Origin of the sequence: Duncaniella sp. (assembly GCF_029056165.1) — a bacterium.
Taxonomy (GTDB): domain Bacteria; phylum Bacteroidota; class Bacteroidia; order Bacteroidales; family Muribaculaceae; genus Duncaniella.
Genome location: NZ_JAIDBW010000012.1, coordinates 164566 through 182691, shown reverse-complemented (window position 1 = coordinate 182691; position 18126 = coordinate 164566). Strand labels below are relative to the sequence as shown.

The 18126-nt window shown below is 49.6% G+C and carries 13 protein-coding genes; 1 reads left to right on the top strand and 12 read right to left on the bottom strand.

Annotation, left to right across the window (positions count from 1 at the left end; translation table 11 throughout):
• Positions 1 to 3 precede the first annotated feature (3 nt).
• From lptB to K2G41_RS02650, 7 genes are all read right to left on the bottom strand, one after another.
• Positions 4 to 759 (bottom strand): LPS export ABC transporter ATP-binding protein, encoded by a 756-nt coding sequence (lptB, locus tag K2G41_RS02680; RefSeq protein WP_300114583.1) that lies wholly within the window; start codon positions 757 to 759, stop codon positions 4 to 6.
• Positions 760 to 863: 104 nt separating this feature from the next.
• Positions 864 to 1484 (bottom strand): uridine kinase, encoded by a 621-nt coding sequence (gene udk / locus K2G41_RS02675; protein ID WP_300114041.1) that lies wholly within the window; start codon positions 1482 to 1484, stop codon positions 864 to 866.
• 317 nt (positions 1485 to 1801) lie between these two features.
• Positions 1802 to 2617 carry a carboxymuconolactone decarboxylase family protein gene (locus K2G41_RS02670; RefSeq protein WP_366145374.1) on the bottom strand — a complete coding sequence of 272 codons (816 nt, stop codon included), beginning with the start codon at positions 2615 to 2617 and terminating at the stop codon, positions 1802 to 1804.
• 244 nt (positions 2618 to 2861) lie between these two features.
• Complete coding sequence (locus K2G41_RS02665) at positions 2862 to 5411, bottom strand: heavy metal translocating P-type ATPase (RefSeq protein ID WP_300114035.1); 2550 nt, start codon at positions 5409 to 5411, stop codon at positions 2862 to 2864.
• Positions 5412 to 5432: 21 nt separating this feature from the next.
• Positions 5433 to 7520, bottom strand: a complete 2088-nt coding sequence (locus K2G41_RS02660) for a heavy metal translocating P-type ATPase (protein ID WP_300114032.1) — start codon at positions 7518 to 7520, stop codon at positions 5433 to 5435.
• 128 nt (positions 7521 to 7648) lie between these two features.
• Complete coding sequence (locus K2G41_RS02655; protein ID WP_300114030.1) at positions 7649 to 8068, bottom strand: transcriptional repressor; 420 nt, start codon at positions 8066 to 8068, stop codon at positions 7649 to 7651.
• Positions 8069 to 8166: 98 nt separating this feature from the next.
• On the bottom strand, positions 8167 to 8724 hold the full coding sequence (locus K2G41_RS02650) for a YhcH/YjgK/YiaL family protein (protein ID WP_300114028.1): 558 nt from the start codon (positions 8722 to 8724) through the stop codon (positions 8167 to 8169).
• A 268-nt stretch (positions 8725 to 8992) separates the two neighbouring features.
• Between K2G41_RS02650 and K2G41_RS02645 the strand changes: the two genes are divergently transcribed.
• Positions 8993 to 10546: a glycoside hydrolase family 28 protein gene (locus K2G41_RS02645; RefSeq protein WP_300114025.1), complete on the top strand. Its 1554-nt coding sequence runs from the start codon at positions 8993 to 8995 to the stop codon at positions 10544 to 10546.
• 145 nt (positions 10547 to 10691) lie between these two features.
• On the opposite strand, the gene K2G41_RS02640 is transcribed toward K2G41_RS02645, so the two are convergent.
• From K2G41_RS02640 to K2G41_RS02625, 5 genes are all read right to left on the bottom strand, one after another.
• The gene (locus K2G41_RS02640; protein WP_366145386.1) at positions 10692 to 11315 is read right to left on the bottom strand and encodes a galactosyltransferase-related protein; all 624 of its coding nucleotides are present in this window, start codon (positions 11313 to 11315) and stop codon (positions 10692 to 10694) included.
• Positions 11316 to 11325: 10 nt separating this feature from the next.
• Positions 11326 to 11505, bottom strand: coding sequence for a glycosyltransferase (locus K2G41_RS12375; protein WP_366145373.1), 180 nt, complete (start codon positions 11503 to 11505; stop codon positions 11326 to 11328).
• A gap of 106 nt (positions 11506 to 11611) precedes the next feature.
• Complete coding sequence (locus K2G41_RS02635; protein WP_300114023.1) at positions 11612 to 13675, bottom strand: alpha amylase C-terminal domain-containing protein; 2064 nt, start codon at positions 13673 to 13675, stop codon at positions 11612 to 11614.
• A 175-nt stretch (positions 13676 to 13850) separates the two neighbouring features.
• A complete protein-coding gene (locus K2G41_RS02630) occupies positions 13851 to 15200 on the bottom strand; it encodes a sodium-dependent transporter (RefSeq protein WP_300114020.1) in 1350 nt (449 codons plus the stop codon).
• A gap of 57 nt (positions 15201 to 15257) precedes the next feature.
• Positions 15258 to 17831: a glycosyl hydrolase gene (locus K2G41_RS02625; RefSeq protein ID WP_300114018.1), complete on the bottom strand. Its 2574-nt coding sequence runs from the start codon at positions 17829 to 17831 to the stop codon at positions 15258 to 15260.
• Positions 17832 to 18126: the final 295 nt, after the last annotated feature.

Below are 18126 nucleotides of genomic sequence, written 5' to 3'. Positions count from 1 at the left end.
GTGTCACTTTTTATCGTCGGGGTAATCGAATTTCTTACGGTAGAACATAAAGTCGCGGCCGAGATACTTCTCACGGACAGTGGGGTTCTCCGCCAGTTCCTCGGACGTACCCTGAAAGAGGATCTTACCTTCGAAAAGCAGATATGCACGGTCGGTGATTCGCAGTGTTTCCTGTGCATTATGGTCAGTGATGAGAATACCGATATTCTTCTCTTTAAGGTGATAGACCACAGACTGAATATCCTCGACGGCAATAGGATCGACACCGGCAAACGGCTCATCGAGCATTATGAATTTCGGGTCGATGGCCAGACAGCGTGCTATCTCCGTTCGGCGGCGTTCACCACCTGAAAGCTGGTCACCAAGATTGTGACGCACCTTTTCAAGACTGAATTCAGCTATTAGACTTTCAAGCTTGTCACGCTGATACTCAGCCGAAGTATTGGTCATCTGAAGCACAGCCTTGATATTGTTCTCGACAGAAAGCTTGCGGAACACACTCGGTTCCTGCGCAAGATAACCGATGCCGTTCTGCGCACGCTTATAGACAGGATATTTCGTGATATTTAAGTCGTTCAGGAATATCTGACCCTCGTTAGGTGTGATCAGTCCCACTGTCATGTAGAACGTGGTGGTCTTTCCCGCTCCGTTAGGGCCGAGCAGTCCGACGATCTCTCCTTGGGTCACATTGATGGACACATGGTTGGCCACAGTGCGCTTGCCGTATTTCTTCACGAGGTTATCCGTACGGAGCACCATTTTTTCAGGTGTACCTACAGGATAGTCACGCACAGTCTCCACAACGCCGCTTTCCGGTTGCACCGCAGGCTGATCAATATTCATTTCTTCCATAATCACATCATTTAATTTGACGAACGGCGCAGACGCGACTCGATATAGTCGGTGAGCAGCTGTATGGCAACGACATTGCTTCCTCCCTGCGGGACTATCAGGTCAGCGAAACGCTTAGAGGGTTCAATGTACATCTCATGCATGGGCTTGAGCACCTCCTGATAACGATTGAGAACCATCATGGGCGTGCGTCCGCGCTCGACGCAGTCACGGGCTATGACACGTATCAACCTGTCATCGGCATCAGCATCGACAAACACCTTGACATCCATCATCTCACGCAACACCGGATCGGTCAAAACGAGAATGCCCTCGACAATCACAACCTCGCGTGGATTGACTGTGACAGTCTCTTCCTGTCGCGTACACGTCAGATAGGAATAAGTCGGCATCTCTATGGAACGGCCCTCTTTGAGTTTCTTGAGATGATCGACGAGCAGAGTCCACTCTATGGCAGCAGGTTCATCGAAATTGATCTTGCTACGTTCCTCGACCGGTACATGGCTCGAATCCTTGTAATAAGAATCCTGCGGAAGCACCGCCACTTCCCCTGCGGGGAGGCTGTTGATAATTTTATTTACTACGGTAGTCTTGCCTGAACCGGTGCCACCTGCTATGCCTATGATTAACATTCTCGTACTTATTTTATTGCAAAGTTAACAGCCTTGGGGCGATTATGCAAATCAAGCCGTAAATTTTTTCATGAGTCACAGCGGTTGCTGAAGCCTTCCCTCAGCCACTCCTACCCGATCCAAAGGCATTGGAAAGCAAGAGGCCATATCAAAATAAACTCGGTCGTAGGGACTGCGCTTGCGCTCGCCGAATTCTACGCCGTAATTAGCTGATCATCACATTGCCTTAAATTTCGGCCAGCGCAAGCGCAGACCCTACAACCCGCAATTTATCCATTCTGACACAGCCGTATATCTTAGGTGTGTATTCCTAATCCTTAAAGCTTGTCATATTCCTCATCGGTAACCGGTTCGAGCCATACATTCTCAGTATTCTCACCCGGAACTTCAAATGCGAGATGAGCGAACCAACCGTCAGCCGATGCTCCATGCCAGTGCTTCACATTGGCGGGGATATGAATGACAGTGCCGGGAAGAATTTCGACAGCCGGTTTGCCTTCTTCCTGATACCATCCGCGACCGGCAACTCCTACGAGCATCTGACCTCCGCCGGAGCTTGCCCTGTGGATATGCCAGTTGTTGCGGCAGCGAGGTTCAAACGTCACATTGAATACCGGGACTTGCGAATCGGACACACATGCAAGATAGCTGTTACCGATGAAGTATTTTGCGTATGCCGTATTTGGCTCACCAATCGGGAAGATCATCTCTTTCTCGAAAGCGGCACGCTCGTCAGCAGCAGCTGAATCATCAGTCCAGACCTCCTTTGCCTGCCGGAACGCACCCCAAGCTTTAGGCCAACCGGCATAAAAGGCAACTTGAGTCAGGATCTCGGCAATCTCCGTGCGGGTCACTCCATTCTTTTTGGCTTCCTGAAGATGATAGGTCAGCGAGGAGTCAATGATACCGCTGCTGACGAGTGCGGTAACGGTGACGATACTCCTGTCGCGCAACGGAAGTTTGTCCGTGCGACTCCACACCTCTCCGAAAAGGACATCATCATTAAGTTCTGCAAATTTCGGAGCAAATTCTCCGAGCGCATCGCGTCCGGCAGTCTGTTTGATTTTAGTCTGTGATTGTGCCATAAAAACTGTGATTAAAGTCAGTGTGAGGAAAAGCAGTCTTTTTGTCATACTGTTAGATTACAATTTACATTTTTGTAGCGTGAGCAAGGAGAGGTCATAGTCTGACCACTCCCCATCACATCACGTTGCAAATTTAGCTTATTTATGAGAAATTCCGTTATCCAAAATATGGTTTCGCCTACCAATTTCATAGATCTCTGCCGGACACAATCTGACAGAGAAGAAGAAGTGTCAAAATTAAAACGTTCTGTCTATTTTGACACTTCTTCTTTTACTCGTATGAAAACCATTTTCAACACTCGGTAGCCTCATATCCTGCTTTACCGACGGCCTCTATAACCGTTGCAGGACTGACTTCGCCCTCAACAGTCGCCTTACCGGATGCAAGATCAACTTTCACGTCCGTAACACCGGGGAGCGCGCGGATTGCCGCATCGACTCTGCCCGAACAATGGCTGCATGCCATTCCTTCTACCTTAAATTCCTGTTTCATAATTGTTTTTGATTTATTGTTTTGTAATGTAATCTCATCATTCATATCACCGCCGTCAGTGCCTCTGTCTGAGATCGCTACGTCAATAATATCTACCGCCGTGGTGGGTTCGGTTTCCGTTACCCTCGTCGCTCCGTAGGAAGATACTTGCAGACGTTTACGTTTGAGAAGCAGACTGTTGGTGACGACACTTACACTGCTGAAAGCCATCGCCGCGCCGGCTATCATGGGATTGAGCAGGAAGCCGCACACAGGATAGAGCACACCTGCAGCCACAGGCACACCTATTATATTATATATGAATGCCCAAAAAAGATTCTGACGTATGGTCCTAACCGTCATTCCGGCAAGCCTGAATGCTACCGGAATTTTTGCGAGATCAGCAGATATAATGGTCATCTTGGCTACCTCAATCGCAATGTCACTGCCAGTACCCATCGCTATGCTGAGATCAGCGACCGCAAGGGCGGCACTGTCGTTGATTCCGTCGCCGACCATCGCCACTTTCTTACCGTCTTTCCGGAGTTTCTCGACGAATGAAGCCTTATCCTGCGGGAGTACCTCAGCCACGCAGTGACGGATACCGGCTTTTTTTGCCACAGCTTCAGCAGTCTGTCTGTTATCACCCGTAAGCATATAGACCTCTATACCCATCCGTTCGAGCTCAGACACTGCCTCCGGTGATGTCGGCTTGACAGGATCGGAAATACCGATCAGGGAGATCACACCCTCCTCATCCGCAAACCATACAACCGAATTGGCGTCTGCCGTCAGCCGGTTCTCCTGCCCTATAGCAGCGAGAGAGATGGCGATACCGCTTTCTTCGATAAATTTTCTATTTCCGGCATAGTAAATCCTGCCATCTACCTTGCCTTTGACTCCACGACCAGTCACACTCTCAAATTCTGAAATTGTGACTGTAGGGATTTCATTGAAATGATCTGTAATGGCGCGGGCCAAGGGATGCTCCGATGCAAGTTCAAGCGAATGGAGTATAGCATCTGACTGAGGTAGCGACCTGAAACGAACGATCTTCCCTACTGTCGGATGTCCGGCAGTCAGAGTGCCTGTCTTGTCAAGCACTACCGCAGTTATCTTTGGAGCGATCTCCAATGATTCCGCATCCTTGATCAGTATGCCGAGTTCAGCCCCCTTGCCGATACCGACCATGATAGCTGTAGGGGTGGCGAGTCCCAGCGCACACGGACAGGCGATTATGAGCACAGTCACCGCAGCAAGCAATCCGTGTGAGAAACCTCCTGTACCGTCGGCAACCATCCATACGACGAACGAAAGGATAGCTATCGAAATTATGACAGGCACGAACACAGCTGCAATCTTATCGACAAGCTGCTGAACGGGAGCTTTGCTACCCTGTGCATCCTGCACCATGCGTATGATTTTCGAGAGAAGTGTATCACTGCCAACTTTATCGACCCTATAACGGAATGTTCCCGTGCCGTTTATAGTACCGGCATACACCTTCCCGCCACTTTGCTTCTCGACGGGGATAGGTTCACCGCTGAGCATGGATTCATCGACAAACGAGTTTCCGTCAGTCACCACACCGTCAACCGCAATCCTCTCACCGGGACGTACCATGACTATATCACCGTGGACGATACTCTCTATGGCTACCACTCGCGTTGAGCCGTCGGCATCAACTACGGTCACGGTTTTTGGCTGCAAACCCATGAGCTTCCTTATGGCTGAAGAGGTATTGCCCTTAGCTTTACTTTCAAGCAAACGGCCTATTAGGATAAAAGCGATTATGACAGCCGAAGCCTCGAAATAGACATGCGGATGAATCCCTTTCGACATCCAGTAGTCGGGAAACAGCATATTGGCCACACTGAACAACCATGCAATACCGGTGCTCAACGCCACAAGCGTATCCATATTCGCCGTCCGGTGGCGCAACTGTCGCCATGCTCCTATGAAGAACTGCCGTCCAAGCCAGAAAACAACAGGAGTAGATAGCAGGAACATTATGATGTTGGCATACGGCATATTCATGAAAAACATACCGATTATTACCACCGGCAGTGAAAGTATCACGGCCCAAAGCGTGCGCTGACGGAGCGCATGATACCTTTCGGCCTGTTCCTTTTCAAGAGCATCAGCCGAACTGTCGAGAATCAGATCATATCCGGCATCACGTACAATCTGCTGCAAAATTTCAGGGGTACAGGTGTCGCTGTCATATTCGACATTGGCGGTGGAAGCCGCGAAGTTCACTCCGGCTGTCCTTACTCCTTGACTTCCGTTGAGCACCTTCTCGATCCTCGCCGCACATGCCGCACAACTCATCCCCGAAACCGGGAAATTATTTTTTATAACCTTACTCATACACTATATATAACGCAACTGTCAGGCTCGATGTTTCATATAAAGTATCCGTAACGAGTTGAGCACCGCAAGGAGAGCCACACCGACATCGGCGAACACCGCTCCCCAAAGCGAAGCATATCCTAATGCACCGGCAACAAGGACTATCACCTTTATGCTTATCGCTCCGATGATATTCTCACGCACGACTGTTGCGGTAGTACGGGCTATACGGATAGCTGTAGCGACTTTGGAAGGTTGATCCGTCTGCACGACGACATCTGCACTCTCCACCGCCGCATCCGATCCGAGTCCACCCATTGCGACCCCGACCGTGCTCAAGGCGAGGACGGGTGCATCATTCATGCCGTCGCCGACGAATGCCACATTACGGCCTTGCGAATGTATGAGATCACTGATATGCTGAGCCTTGTCTTCAGGCATGAGTGCGCCGAGCGCATGATTGATTCCGAGTCGGGCTGCATAGTCCGCCACGACCTCCTTACGGTCGCCAGACAGCATATAGACATCAGTCACGCCCAGATCTTTCAAGCGTTGCACAGCCAGCTGAGCATCCGGTTTCACAGCATCGGCAAGCGAGAGATATCCGCAATAATGACCATCCACCGCACATATAACAAGTGTGGCCGATGACTTACCGAGCTTTTCGGGAACAGCGATATTCCTGCTCTCCATAAGGCGCATATTGCCTACAGCCACAGTCTTTCCGTCAATAGTAGCTTCAACTCCCTGACCGGAAATTTCTTTCATGGCTGTTACGGCAAGCTCCCGGCCACCCTTGGCAGCGGCATAGACGGAAACAGCCTTCGCTATTGGATGTGTACTCCCTTTTTCAAGAGACAAAATGTAGCTTAGGAAAGTGTCACGATCCACTCCTTGGATGTCAATCTCACTGACCTCGAAACGGCCTGTTGTCAGAGTTCCTGTCTTATCGAAGGCCACTGCATCGACCTTGGCGAGTGCTTCAAGATAGTTGCCTCCCTTGACAAGCACACCTGCACGCGAGGCGGCTCCGATACCGGCAAAATAACCCAACGGAACACTGATGACCAATGCACACGGACATGAAATCACAAGGAATACCAATTCTCTGTAAAGCCATTCGGAAAAAACGTAGTCAAAATGGCCGGTAGCACCGACTATCGCAGGAACTGCTACGATCAGGAAGGCAAGCAGTATGACAACCGGGGTATAAATTCGGGCAAAACGGCGGATAAAGAGTTCGGTTGGGGCTTTTCGGCCCGAAGCCTCCTTGACAAGATTAAGGATACGGGCAAGCGCACTCTGACCGTATGGACGGTTGACACGGATTCTGACAGGTTGACCGTCGGCAATCATTCCGGCAAGCACTTCACCATCCTTGGCAATGGATCGCGGCATACTTTCGCCGGTCAACGCAGAAGTGTCAAAGAGAGCTTCCGCGTCAAGAAGTTCACCGTCAAGCGGGACACGTCCACCGGGTTTTACCTCAATAATCTCACCGGGCACGACATCCTGTGGAGCCATCTCTACAGTTTCGCCGTCACGGATAACGGTGGCTCTCTCCGGTCTAACATCAAGGAGCTGACTGATATTACGAGTGGCCTTATCCACTGCCCTATGCTGAAAGATCTCACCGACAGTATAGAAAAGCATTACGGCTACAGCTTCCGGATACTCACCTATGCAGAACGCTCCGATGCCTGCCACGATCATCAGTGTGAATTCACTGAAATAGTCCTTGGCCAGCATGGCTTCCCAACCCTCCTTTATGACCGGAAGTCCTACCGGGAGGAAGGCGATCACAAACCAGAGCAGATTGACCACCGGAATAGTGAACCACCCGATGGCAAGATGATTCATAATGATGCCTGCGATAAGCAGAGCGAAAGAGATTCCGGGCCACAGGAAGGTGGATTTTCCGTCAGAGTGACCTCCACCATGACATCCGCAGCCACAGCCGCAACCATCGTGGTCATTGCATTCATGGGACTCATGTGATTTGTCATCACAGCATTTACTCTCACAACATTTGTCCTCACAGCAGGATGAATGATGCTCTTCTGAGTGACACGAGCAGTCATGTTCTTTCTCTTGCCCGTAATGTATGTGATCATGTTTCTTTTCCATAGTAATATGTATCTTTTTCCATTTTTATACTGCAAAGATACCGAAAGCCTTTTGCAACCCGCTTGCAAAAATGCCGATAAGATCAGATTTTCTCTATACCCCCCAGAGATGGCTACAGATTTCACCACCTATTTCCTGCTACAATCGGGACAGGTCCCCTTGACCATATAATTCACCCCCGTAGCCTCGAAACCATCCGGGAGTCCGACTGCCGGAATCCTGATTGACTCGAAACAGAATGTACGATGACACTCCGCGCAATAGAAATGTACGTGCATGTCGTCAATCGAACAGTCATCGCCACCTCCACACAACTCATATTTTATCGACCCGCTTCCGTCCTCCATGGAATGGAGCAGATGATGTTCAAGAAACAATGTGAGCGTACGGAAAATACTCGATTTATCAAGCGTAGGCACTATGTCTTCCATATCCGACAGGCTGACAGGTCTGTCTGTTGCCAAAAGCTCCCTATAGACTATGATACGGTTGGCGGTAGGTTTGATTCCTTTCTGCGCAAGCCGGGCCTCGATTTCGCGGTTTTCCATAATTTTACTACTACTTGATTTTAAAACCGATCCGGAGCATGCGCGGCATCCGGATCGGTCATATCTGACATCGGGTGTCAGAAATTATTTTCTATAAATTACTCGGCATATTCGATCTTACCGACGAGCTTACGCGACGAGCCGGGATTCTCGGATGTGCGTACTGAAGGCTGGTGCAGATCTTTCGGGAAATAGAGGAAGAAGCGGTCAGGACCGGCGGGAACGTATGAGGCGGGAGCATCAAGGCGATAGAATGTACGGTCCTTCACAGGATCATATTCCATTGTGGGAGTCGCCTTGTCGGGGTCAGCGAGACCATAGAGCTCGTCACCGACAAACGTATATTGCAGGTCGATGAACTTACGGTGATTCTCGGTTCTTGTATCCTCGATCGACTTTGGAGTATATTCTTCAGGCACATTGATCCACACGCGACCTTTTTCAATCTCGATCTTACCCGGTTCAAGGGTCATGGGATCATGTTCGGCAAGGAATTTGAAGAGCTTGTCCCAAAGATCCTTGTTACGGTGATACTGGGTGGCAAACTCAACGGCATCGACCGTCTCATCTGCATTGACATTCCATCCGTTGGCCCATTCACGGCTCTCGACCCACTCACGTGCTTCAGCGGGGGTGATAACTTTTTCAGTTGACATGGTTTCTTGTGATTTATGGAGTTGAAACAATATACTGCAAAAGTAATCAAATGCCTCGAATAAAGCAAATCGCAATCAACCTTCACCCCTACCGGTGTCATTGTTTTCATTCATTACTTCCATGCAATACCATACAGACAATCTACATATTTAATGTGGAATCAGAGATAAAAATCAGAACTATTTATGCCGGTTTGAGACTTTTTATGTAATTTTGGATAAATATTCAAATTTCACTATCAACTAAAATTCAAGAATCTGATCCACCATGAGATTACTTTCTGCAATGTTAGGGCTTATCATGGGCAGCAGTGTGGCCTTTAGTGCCACGGAGTCAGCCTACAGCCATCTTTACGAGGGACTCCCGTTTGAAATGCCTGTCATCAACCGTCCCACATTCCCCGACCGAGAAGTTTCAATCACTGATTTCGGAGCTGTATCCGACGGTAAGACCCTCAATACCGAGGCTTTCGCAAAGGCTATTGACGCACTCGCCTCGAAGGGTGGCGGTACGCTCAACGTTCCGGCAGGAGTATGGCTGACAGGGCCTATCACTTTCAAGTCCAATATCAATCTCCATCTCGCGGGGGGTGCGCTGTTGCTTTTCTCTCCCGACCGTGACCTCTATCCCGTGGTCTATACCGTCTATGAAGGCTACGAGGCATACCGCGCAATCTCGCCAATCAACGGTGAGAATCTTGAAAATATCGCTATCACGGGTGACGGCGTTATAGACGGCAACGGTGCCGCATGGCGTGCCGTCAAACGCGACAAGATGACTCCCGGACAGTGGAAAAGTCTTGTGAAATCAGGAGGAATCGTGAAGGATGACTATGCATGGTATCCCAGCGAGGAATATATTGAAGGCGGTAAGCTGAGTCATGACGAACTCAAGAAACTGTCAAAGGAGGAGGCGGAAAAAATCAAAAATTTCCTCCGTCCGGTAATGCTCAAATTCACCCGTTGCAAGAATGTGTTTCTCCAAGGAGTGTTGTTTCAGAACTCTCCCGCATGGAATCTCCACCCGCTGATGTGTGAAAACCTCATAATTGACGGTGTTTATATCAAAAATCCCGAATATGCCATGAATGGCGACGGCCTTGACGTGGAATCATGCAAAAATGTCATAATTTATCGTACTACTCTCGATGTTGGTGACGATGCCATCTGTATCAAATCCGGAAAGGATGAGGACGGACGTAAACGCGGAATGCCGACTGAAAATGTTATTGTCAAGGATTGCCGGGTATTCCAAGGTCACGGCGGATTCGTTGTCGGCAGTGAAATGTCGGGTGGTGTCAACAATGTCTCTGTGACCGACTGCCAGTTCATCGGTACTGATGTCGGCCTTCGCTTCAAGAGCACTCGTGGACGCGGAGGTGTTGTCGAGAATATTTTTATCGACAACGTCAACATGTTCAATATCCGTGAGGAAGGTCTGCTTTTCGACCTCTACTACTGGGTCAAGAACGCCCCCACCACCATTCCACCGGTTGATGAGACCACTCCCCAGTTCCGTAATATCACCATCAACGGTGTATCGTCGTTCGACTCAGGAATGTCAGTCAAGTTCAACGGCCTTCCCGAAATGCATATCGAAAACGTCAAACTTACCAATTCGATATTCACAGCCAAAAACGGAGGTCTGATTTCAGAATCAACAGATATCCGCTTCGATAATGTAAAGATCTCGACAGAGCAAGGTCCTGCGCTCAAGATAAACAATGTCAACGACGCCACCTTTACCAACTGCACATTCACTTCACCGGATGCCGAAAAGATCCTCTATACGGGAACTAATAAGGACGTAGTGATCAAGTAACGCATTCGATCTTCAGACTCTCACTTGGGAGTAAGAAATTAAAAAACGATATATCAGAATCACACCGGTTGTAGGACTTACGCAGACCTACAACCGGTGTGATTTATCTATTTTGACTCAATCGTTTTAATTTTAGTCAGTTTCTTCATTCATACTGATCAATTCCAGTATTAGCCCTGACTTTCTTTGATGATTTCGCTTTAAGAAAGATTTGACGGTTTGCTTGCAGATTATCATGCACACTTCTTACCGGATGATCCAAATGAAATTGTATGGCACTGAATACAAGTGTACGACGTCTAACTCCACAATTCATCATGCGTAAACAAAATTCCCGATCCTCACTGCCCCAACCTACAAATTCTTCCTCAAAACCGTTAACACTAATAAAATCCGATTTCCAAAAAGCCATATTACTCCCCATCAGCTGACGTGTCGAATTTCTATGATGTCCATAAAAAAGACAGCTAAGCAAAGGAATCCTTAATGATGAAAACCTTCTTTTTAAATTACCGGAAAAGAAACCGGGAAGACGTATGGCTTTTCCTTCTTTTATCTTTACGGCATAATCCTCTGTGATATAGCTCCTGCGTCCCGCGACAAAATATCCCTTACGTGCATTTTTCTTATGATCGGCAATAAACTTTGGGTGAAGAATGACATCGTTATCTATTGTGATGATATAATCTGACTGCGATGCCAAAATAGCTTTATTCAGGATTTTACTACGCCTGTATCCCTTGTTTTCCTGCCAGATATGCTTAACTATACCATTGAATTTACCCCCCCCTAAACGTATCTATTAGTTTTAGACTGTCATCTGTTGAGCCATCGTCTGCAATAACGATCTCATCAGGAAAAACCTCTTGGCGGAGGATGCTTTCTAACATGCATTTCAATGCTTTGGAGGAGTTAAAAGTAGTCACGACCAAAGCAACAGTTGGATAATTAGATTTCATTTTCCAATAATAAAGATTACCCTGCATACTCAGTCAGCAAACGGCTCTCCACTCACTGAAATATGCAGGGAATTATATTTCGATTATTTATTAATGATCAGTTCAGTCAGTCTTTCTTTGTACTTTCAGCCTTAGACTTCGTGGTTTTCTTAGGCTGGGCACGGCGCAGACGGAGCACTTGGGCTGAACGCGGAGGCAGGTAGAGTCGCAACCACTCTTTGCCGGACGGTGCGAAAAGCGGATCAGACTGGGTGAGATGGCTGATGGATTCGTCAATGTTACCGTAGCCACCGAAATCGGGATTATCAGTGGAAAGAACCACATCATACTCACCTGCGGGAGCAAGGATGCCGTAACCGGTAAATGCCTCCGACGGATTGAAGTTGAACACGAAAGCGAGATCACCGCGCATATAGGCGAGCACCTGATCATCGTCCTTCTCCCAGAGTTTCACCACAGGGAGTGCCTGAAAATTATAGACACCTGAAAGGAGATGAACCATTGCATTGTCAAATGCGTTCAGAAGCTCGTACTTCAAATCTTTCCGATCCACCAGACTCCACTGGCGGCGGGCATACTTATAGCTCCAGCCATTGCCTTCACGCGGGAAGTCGATCCATTCCGGATGACCGAATTCATTACCCATGAAGTTGAGATAGCCACCGTTGATGGTGGAAGCCGTGACAAGACGTATCATCTTGTGGAGGGCCATACCGCGCGCAACGATCATATTATCGTCATCCTTCATCATGTGCCAATACATTTCTTTATCAATCAGACGGAAGATCACCGTCTTGTCACCGACGAGTGCCTGATCATGGCTCTCGACGTAGGAAATAGTCTTTTCATCCGCACGACGGTTGGTCAGTTCCCAGAAGATTGAGGTTGGATGCCAATCCTCGTCCTTCTTTTCCTTGAGGATCTTGATCCAGTAATCGGGAATACCCATGGCCATACGGTAATCGAATCCGATACCGCCATCCTTGACAGGAACTGCGAGGCCGGGCATACCGCTCATCTCCTCCGCAATGGTTATGGCATTGGAATTGATCTGATGGATAAGCTTATTGGCAAGCGTGAGATATGTGATCGCATTCGTGTCCTGACCGCCGTTGTAATAGTCGTCATAGCCACCGAATGCCTGTCCGAGACCGTGGTTGTAATAGAGCATCGAGGTAACACCGTCGAAACGGAAACCATCGAAGTGGAATTCCTGAAGCCAGTATTTGCAGTTTGAGAGCAGGAAGTTGATCACATCGTTCTTGCCGTAGTCAAAACACAGTGAATCCCATGCCGGATGTTCGCGGCGGCCGTCACCGTAGAAGTACTGATCATAGCTTCCGTCAAGGCGTCCGAGACCCTCCACCTCATTCTTGACAGCATGAGAGTGGACAATATCCATGATGACAGCAATGCCAAGCTCATGAGCGCGGTCAATGAGACTCTTCAGTTCCTCCGGTGTGCCGAAACGGCTTGAGGGTGCGTAGAAACTGGACACGTGATAGCCGAACGATCCGTAATAGGGATGTTCCTGAATAGCCATGATCTGAATGGCATTGTAGCCGTCGGCTGCAATACGCGGGAGGATCTCGTCACGGAATTCGGTATATGTACCTATCCCCTCTCTCTCCTGAGCCATGCCTATATGGCATTCGTAGATAAGGAGCGGACGGGTGTCGGGACGGAAGCGGCGAACCTTCCATTTGTAAGGTTCGGGCGACCATACCTGAGCTGAAAACACTTTGGTATTCTCATCCTGCACCACACGGGTAGCGTAGGCCGGGATGCGCTCCCCTGCTCCGCCGTCCCAGCTGACCATCATCTTATAGAGGTCGCCATGATGCATGTCGGTCGGTTTGAGTTTGATTTCCCACACACCGTTTTTCTTCGGTTTGAGGGCATATTTTTTCATCTGCTTCCACTTCGAGAAGTCGCCGATGAGAGTAATGGCTGTAGCATTGGGTGCCCATTCACGGAACACCCATCCGCCGTCAGGCAGACGGTGGAGTCCGAAAAAGTTATGTGCGTTGGCAAACGTGTCGAGTGTGCCATCAGGCCCACAGAGTTCAGCTTCTTTCGCAAGTGCGTCGGCATGACGACCTACGATCGCATCGCTGTATGGTTCAAGCCAAGGATCGTTCTTGATAATGTTGAGGATCTTTTTTTTCATGGGGGAGAATCGATGATTAGTCCGGGAAAGTATGTTCCAAATAACTAACCCGCTTGACGGGTACATTGTTTCCACAAACTTAACAATAATTTTCCAATAATCAGCTATAAAGAGCCGACTTTATTAAATGTAACCTACTTTTACATGCAGTCGATCCCCCACCGGACCACATCTGCTACCACAGACCAAGACCGCACACAAACACCAGTCCGATACACGTGGGGGCGATGTAGCGCAGACAGATGACAACTGCTTTCACCATCCACGGCTTTACACCACTGCCGGGAGTCATCAGTTCGGATGTCACGACCGTGCGGTCAAGCACCCACCCTACAAAAATCGATATAATCATACCGCCGACAGGCAGGATGATGTTGGACGATACATAGTCGAAAAGATTGAACACCGTGAGTCCGCATACAGTCCATCTTGACAGCGAGCCGAACGAGAGAGCGCAGACTGAACCGAGAAGCATGGCCACACCTATATTATATGCAGTTGCCCTACGGCGCGAAAATCCGTATTCATCCGTCATGTAAGCAATCGTGATCTCGCTCATGGATATGGTCGATGACAGTGACGCAAGGAAAAGAAGGATGAAAAACAACACTGACCACATCATTGACCCCGGCATGTGCATGAAGATTGACGGAAGTATCTCGAACACGAGCTTCGGACCGGCGGCTGGTTCCATCCCGAAGGTGAACACTGCCGGAAATATGATGACTCCGGCAAGAATTGCAACCATCGTGTCAAGCGATGCCATGATCCCGGCTGTCCTCAACAAGGGTGTTTCTTTCTTGAAATAGCTTGAATAGGTGATCAGGCAGCCAAGTCCAAGACTAAGCGAGAAAAATGCCTGCCCCATAGCCCCAAGCATCACAGACGGGGTCACCTGTGAAAAATCCGGCTTGAAAAGGAATGTAAGCCCCTCAGCTGCAGCAGGCATACGCAGCGAATTGATACAGAACACTACCAGTATGACAAACAGCAGCGGCATCATTATATTGGACATCTTCTCAATGCCTTTCTGCACTCCACGCGCAAGGATAAGATAATTGATGGCCAAGAATACGATGGTCCACATTGCCGGTCGCCAATCAGAAGTGGCGAAACTGTCAAACTGCCCGTGAAGCCCCTCCACCGAAGTCACTCCACCGAAACTGTTGAGTGACTGCCATATATATTCAAGCGTCCAACCGGCCACCACCGAGTAGAAACTGAGGATCAGGATGGATGCAAGCAGTCCGAGATAACCGACAATGCCCCACGGACGTCCCGGAGCAAGCTTACGGAATGCTCCGCGCACGTTAAGCCCCGTGTGACGGCCTATGATGAACTCCGCACACACTACGGGCACACCTATTATAAATATAAAGAAGAGATCTATCAGGAGAAACGCTCCGCCGCCATGAACTCCGGCTTCGAAAGGAAATCGCCAGATGTTACCGAGTCCGACAGCCGAACCGACTGTCGTCGCAATCACGCCGAGACGTGTAGCAAACTGAGCGCGTTGTTGAGTCATATATCAAGAATCTTTTTGTGGGTGTTAATAACCCGTTTTATCCCTGAGGACTTAAATTTAAGCCTTTTTACGGAAAACGACAAACACGCTCTCCGAAGGATCAAGAACAACAGGGATTGTGACACCTTCGCCTGTAGCTGCCGGCGTGAACTGCTCGAAGCTGCGGACCGAACCGTCAACCGCATTCCACAATTGCGGCACCATGCCGGATTTCACTCTGAACGTGGGATTGATCGACAGTCTTTCAGCACTTGGATTGGAGATGAAGTAGATCTCCGCATCACCGAGACGGCGATGCGTGAACAGCGGCATACTTTCGCCTTCGCCGACGGAGAGATCCGGAACAATATTCAGATCCGCCATCACATCAGACATATCGGTATCTGCATTCCACACCTTGCCTTTGCCGACTTTATTGACCTTACCATCGGGACTCCACATACGCGAAGCTGTCTCGATCACGGTCGCATGAGCCAACGGATAGTGGGCGAGACTCGGCGAACGTTCGGGCGCATGACCGACCACGGTCAGACCATCCTTCACAAGCTGTTCTATACGCTCGATCATCTCCGGACGGATAGCCCGGTTCGGCAGCATGAGCACACTGTATTCCATACCGCTGTCAAGCACAAGTCGTCCGTTCTTCACGCGGGCATGATTCTTCAACACGTCAGCATTGATAAAATCAAACGAATATCCTGCAGGGAGGACGGGGTTACCGCCGGTAACGGTCGTTGGGACATCCTCACCCCTGAAATAGGCCACGTCCGCCACATATCGACCCTGCTGGAGCAGATAGCCGCAACGGCGCAGATAATCTATAGCTACACCTGTGCTATCGGCCAATCCCGCTGCACAGGAAGCGGTCAGGGAATCACCTCTGACGCTGACAAGATCAAGGATCGGAGCATTGACACCCTCGGCCAAAAGACAGTCGGCCCGCTTCTTATCCACATTGCTGTGCAGACCTGACTGCATGACAGTGGCGGCACCTACCTCGGACCAGATCCTGTCCTTACCATAAATATGTCCGCCTGATGCCAAGATACGATTATTGATGACCCCTGATCCATCCACGCTCCGGCTATCGCCCGCGATCTCATCGCTCTGGCCGGCTGAGAGTAGGAAGTCGCCCGATCGTCCGCCACGGCCATTGCTCTTCAGTAGAAGCCGGAGGCCATTGTCATGGGCACTTTCCCTAAGACCGCCGATATACTCCGTAGCCACCATGTCGGCCACAATCCTGCGGAGATCCCAGAGGAAACGCTCGGAGATATCATTGCTTCCGACTGTGATACCCCTGAACACGGGCATGAATAGCATAGGTGAATAGCCGTAACGGCTATAGAACTCATCCGTCATATTATCAGTCCAGTTCTGACCGTCGGCATCGTAGCTGTCATCGACGATCATACGGAAAGTCTTGCGGTCCTCGGCGGGAATACGACGTAGGATCTCCTTCATATAACCGTTGACCTGCTTCTGAAGATTATCCTTGTTCATCTTGTCGAAGGCCATTCCGCCGTCGGCCACAGTATGCGATAAAGCTTCGGTACTTACCGGAGTCATGGCTATGCGGGCAATTACCCACCGGCCGGGAGGGACATCCTTCTCAATCCGCCCCTGCTTTACTCCCGGATCAAGCTCTCCGTCATAGATGTCAGGAGTAATGACTATTACATTCTTTGTATCGACAGTCCAGTCAGATGTCGTGTAGGCCGGCTGCTCGTTCCACGCACTGTAGTCGTAGGCCCTGCCCATTCTGACCAATTGCTTTTCGGCTATGCGCTCCACCTTGGGCTGCTCCGAGAGTGTGACCTCGATCTCACCCGCTCCCGGTTCGGCCACCTCGAAAAGCACCTCGCTCACCTCACTTTCAGGGAGCGAGATTATGACCGGAATACCGTCAACCGATCCGACATTCGAGCGGTCGATGTCGAAGCGTCTCGCTTCCTTCCATTCACCGTTGTCCTTGATGCTGACTATTCCTTCCGTACGCATGGGTGTATCGACATTCACCTCAATGCTGCGCACCGTCACCGTGGTATCGAGCTCCAGTTTGGTCGATAGCGGAAGTCCCGCATTCTTTTTCAGAGTCCATGTCTGAGAATAGCTCTCGTGTTCGAAGAGCGGATAGGCCACCACAGCCACATCCTGATATTCACCCTCGATCTCAGGCAGGTCGATGGTCTGCATACCGGGTCCCTCGACCACCGTCCATGCCGAGACTATGCGTCGCATGGACTGTTCGGGCTTGATATTATGGCCGCGTCCGGGAAGGTTGGAGATTCCGACCTCTATGTCGAGGTCGCCTGCCGTCTTCAGAGCCTGATGGAGTATTTGCCACCAGTGTTCGCTATCCATGACTGAGTCATCGCGTACATCGAAACAGATTATGACGCGGGTGACACCGGCGTTTTTCATCGACGTGAAGTCATCGACAACATTTTCAAGCGAAAGATCCTCGCTGACCCACCAGTTGGCTGCCACACCTATGCTGTCGGGAGGTGTCATGAAACCCTCCTCTATTGCAGAGATCGGTGCGGATGCCGGTTTTCGGTCACAGGCCGTGGGCAGACAACATCCTGCTGTCAGCAACGCGGCGGATAGTAATATATCGGTAAATCGCATAAATAAACAGAAGTTGTACGGATCGGATTGATAATTTCAAGTCCTTTGCAACATCATTTCACCGTCCTGTGTGCATGGAGGATCCGATATTGCGCCAAAATTAACGCAAAATTAGTAAAACTTAGTCAGTTACACAATAGCCAGCCTCATTTTGCCGGGTAATTAACACTCCATCCGCCCCAACCTCGCACCTGCTCCTCCCGCAACTTTCATCCGAAACCGGTAACTTCCCGCCATCACCGATCGCACCGATGATTCGGTCCGTTCTCTAAAATTCCCGAAATCAGATAATTCC

Coding starts and splice junctions, on each gene's coding strand:
- lptB (WP_300114583.1), bottom strand. CDS start 759: ATGGTGCTCCGTACGGATAACCTCGTGAAGAAATACGGCAAGCGCACT.
- K2G41_RS02660 (WP_300114032.1), bottom strand. CDS start 7,520: ATGGAAAAGAAACATGATCACATACATTACGGGCAAGAGAAAGAACAT.
- K2G41_RS02655 (WP_300114030.1), bottom strand. CDS start 8,068: ATGGAAAACCGCGAAATCGAGGCCCGGCTTGCGCAGAAAGGAATCAAA.
- udk (WP_300114041.1), bottom strand. CDS start 1,484: ATGTTAATCATAGGCATAGCAGGTGGCACCGGTTCAGGCAAGACTACC.
- K2G41_RS02665 (WP_300114035.1), bottom strand. CDS start 5,411: ATGAGTAAGGTTATAAAAAATAATTTCCCGGTTTCGGGGATGAGTTGT.
- K2G41_RS02625 (WP_300114018.1), bottom strand. CDS start 17,831: ATGCGATTTACCGATATATTACTATCCGCCGCGTTGCTGACAGCAGGA.
- K2G41_RS02645 (WP_300114025.1), top strand. CDS start 8,993: ATGAGATTACTTTCTGCAATGTTAGGGCTTATCATGGGCAGCAGTGTG.
- K2G41_RS02635 (WP_300114023.1), bottom strand. CDS start 13,675: ATGAAAAAAAAGATCCTCAACATTATCAAGAACGATCCTTGGCTTGAA.
- K2G41_RS02670 (WP_366145374.1), bottom strand. CDS start 2,617: ATGACAAAAAGACTGCTTTTCCTCACACTGACTTTAATCACAGTTTTT.
- K2G41_RS02650 (WP_300114028.1), bottom strand. CDS start 8,724: ATGTCAACTGAAAAAGTTATCACCCCCGCTGAAGCACGTGAGTGGGTC.
- K2G41_RS02630 (WP_300114020.1), bottom strand. CDS start 15,200: ATGACTCAACAACGCGCTCAGTTTGCTACACGTCTCGGCGTGATTGCG.
- K2G41_RS12375 (WP_366145373.1), bottom strand. CDS start 11,505: ATGAAATCTAATTATCCAACTGTTGCTTTGGTCGTGACTACTTTTAAC.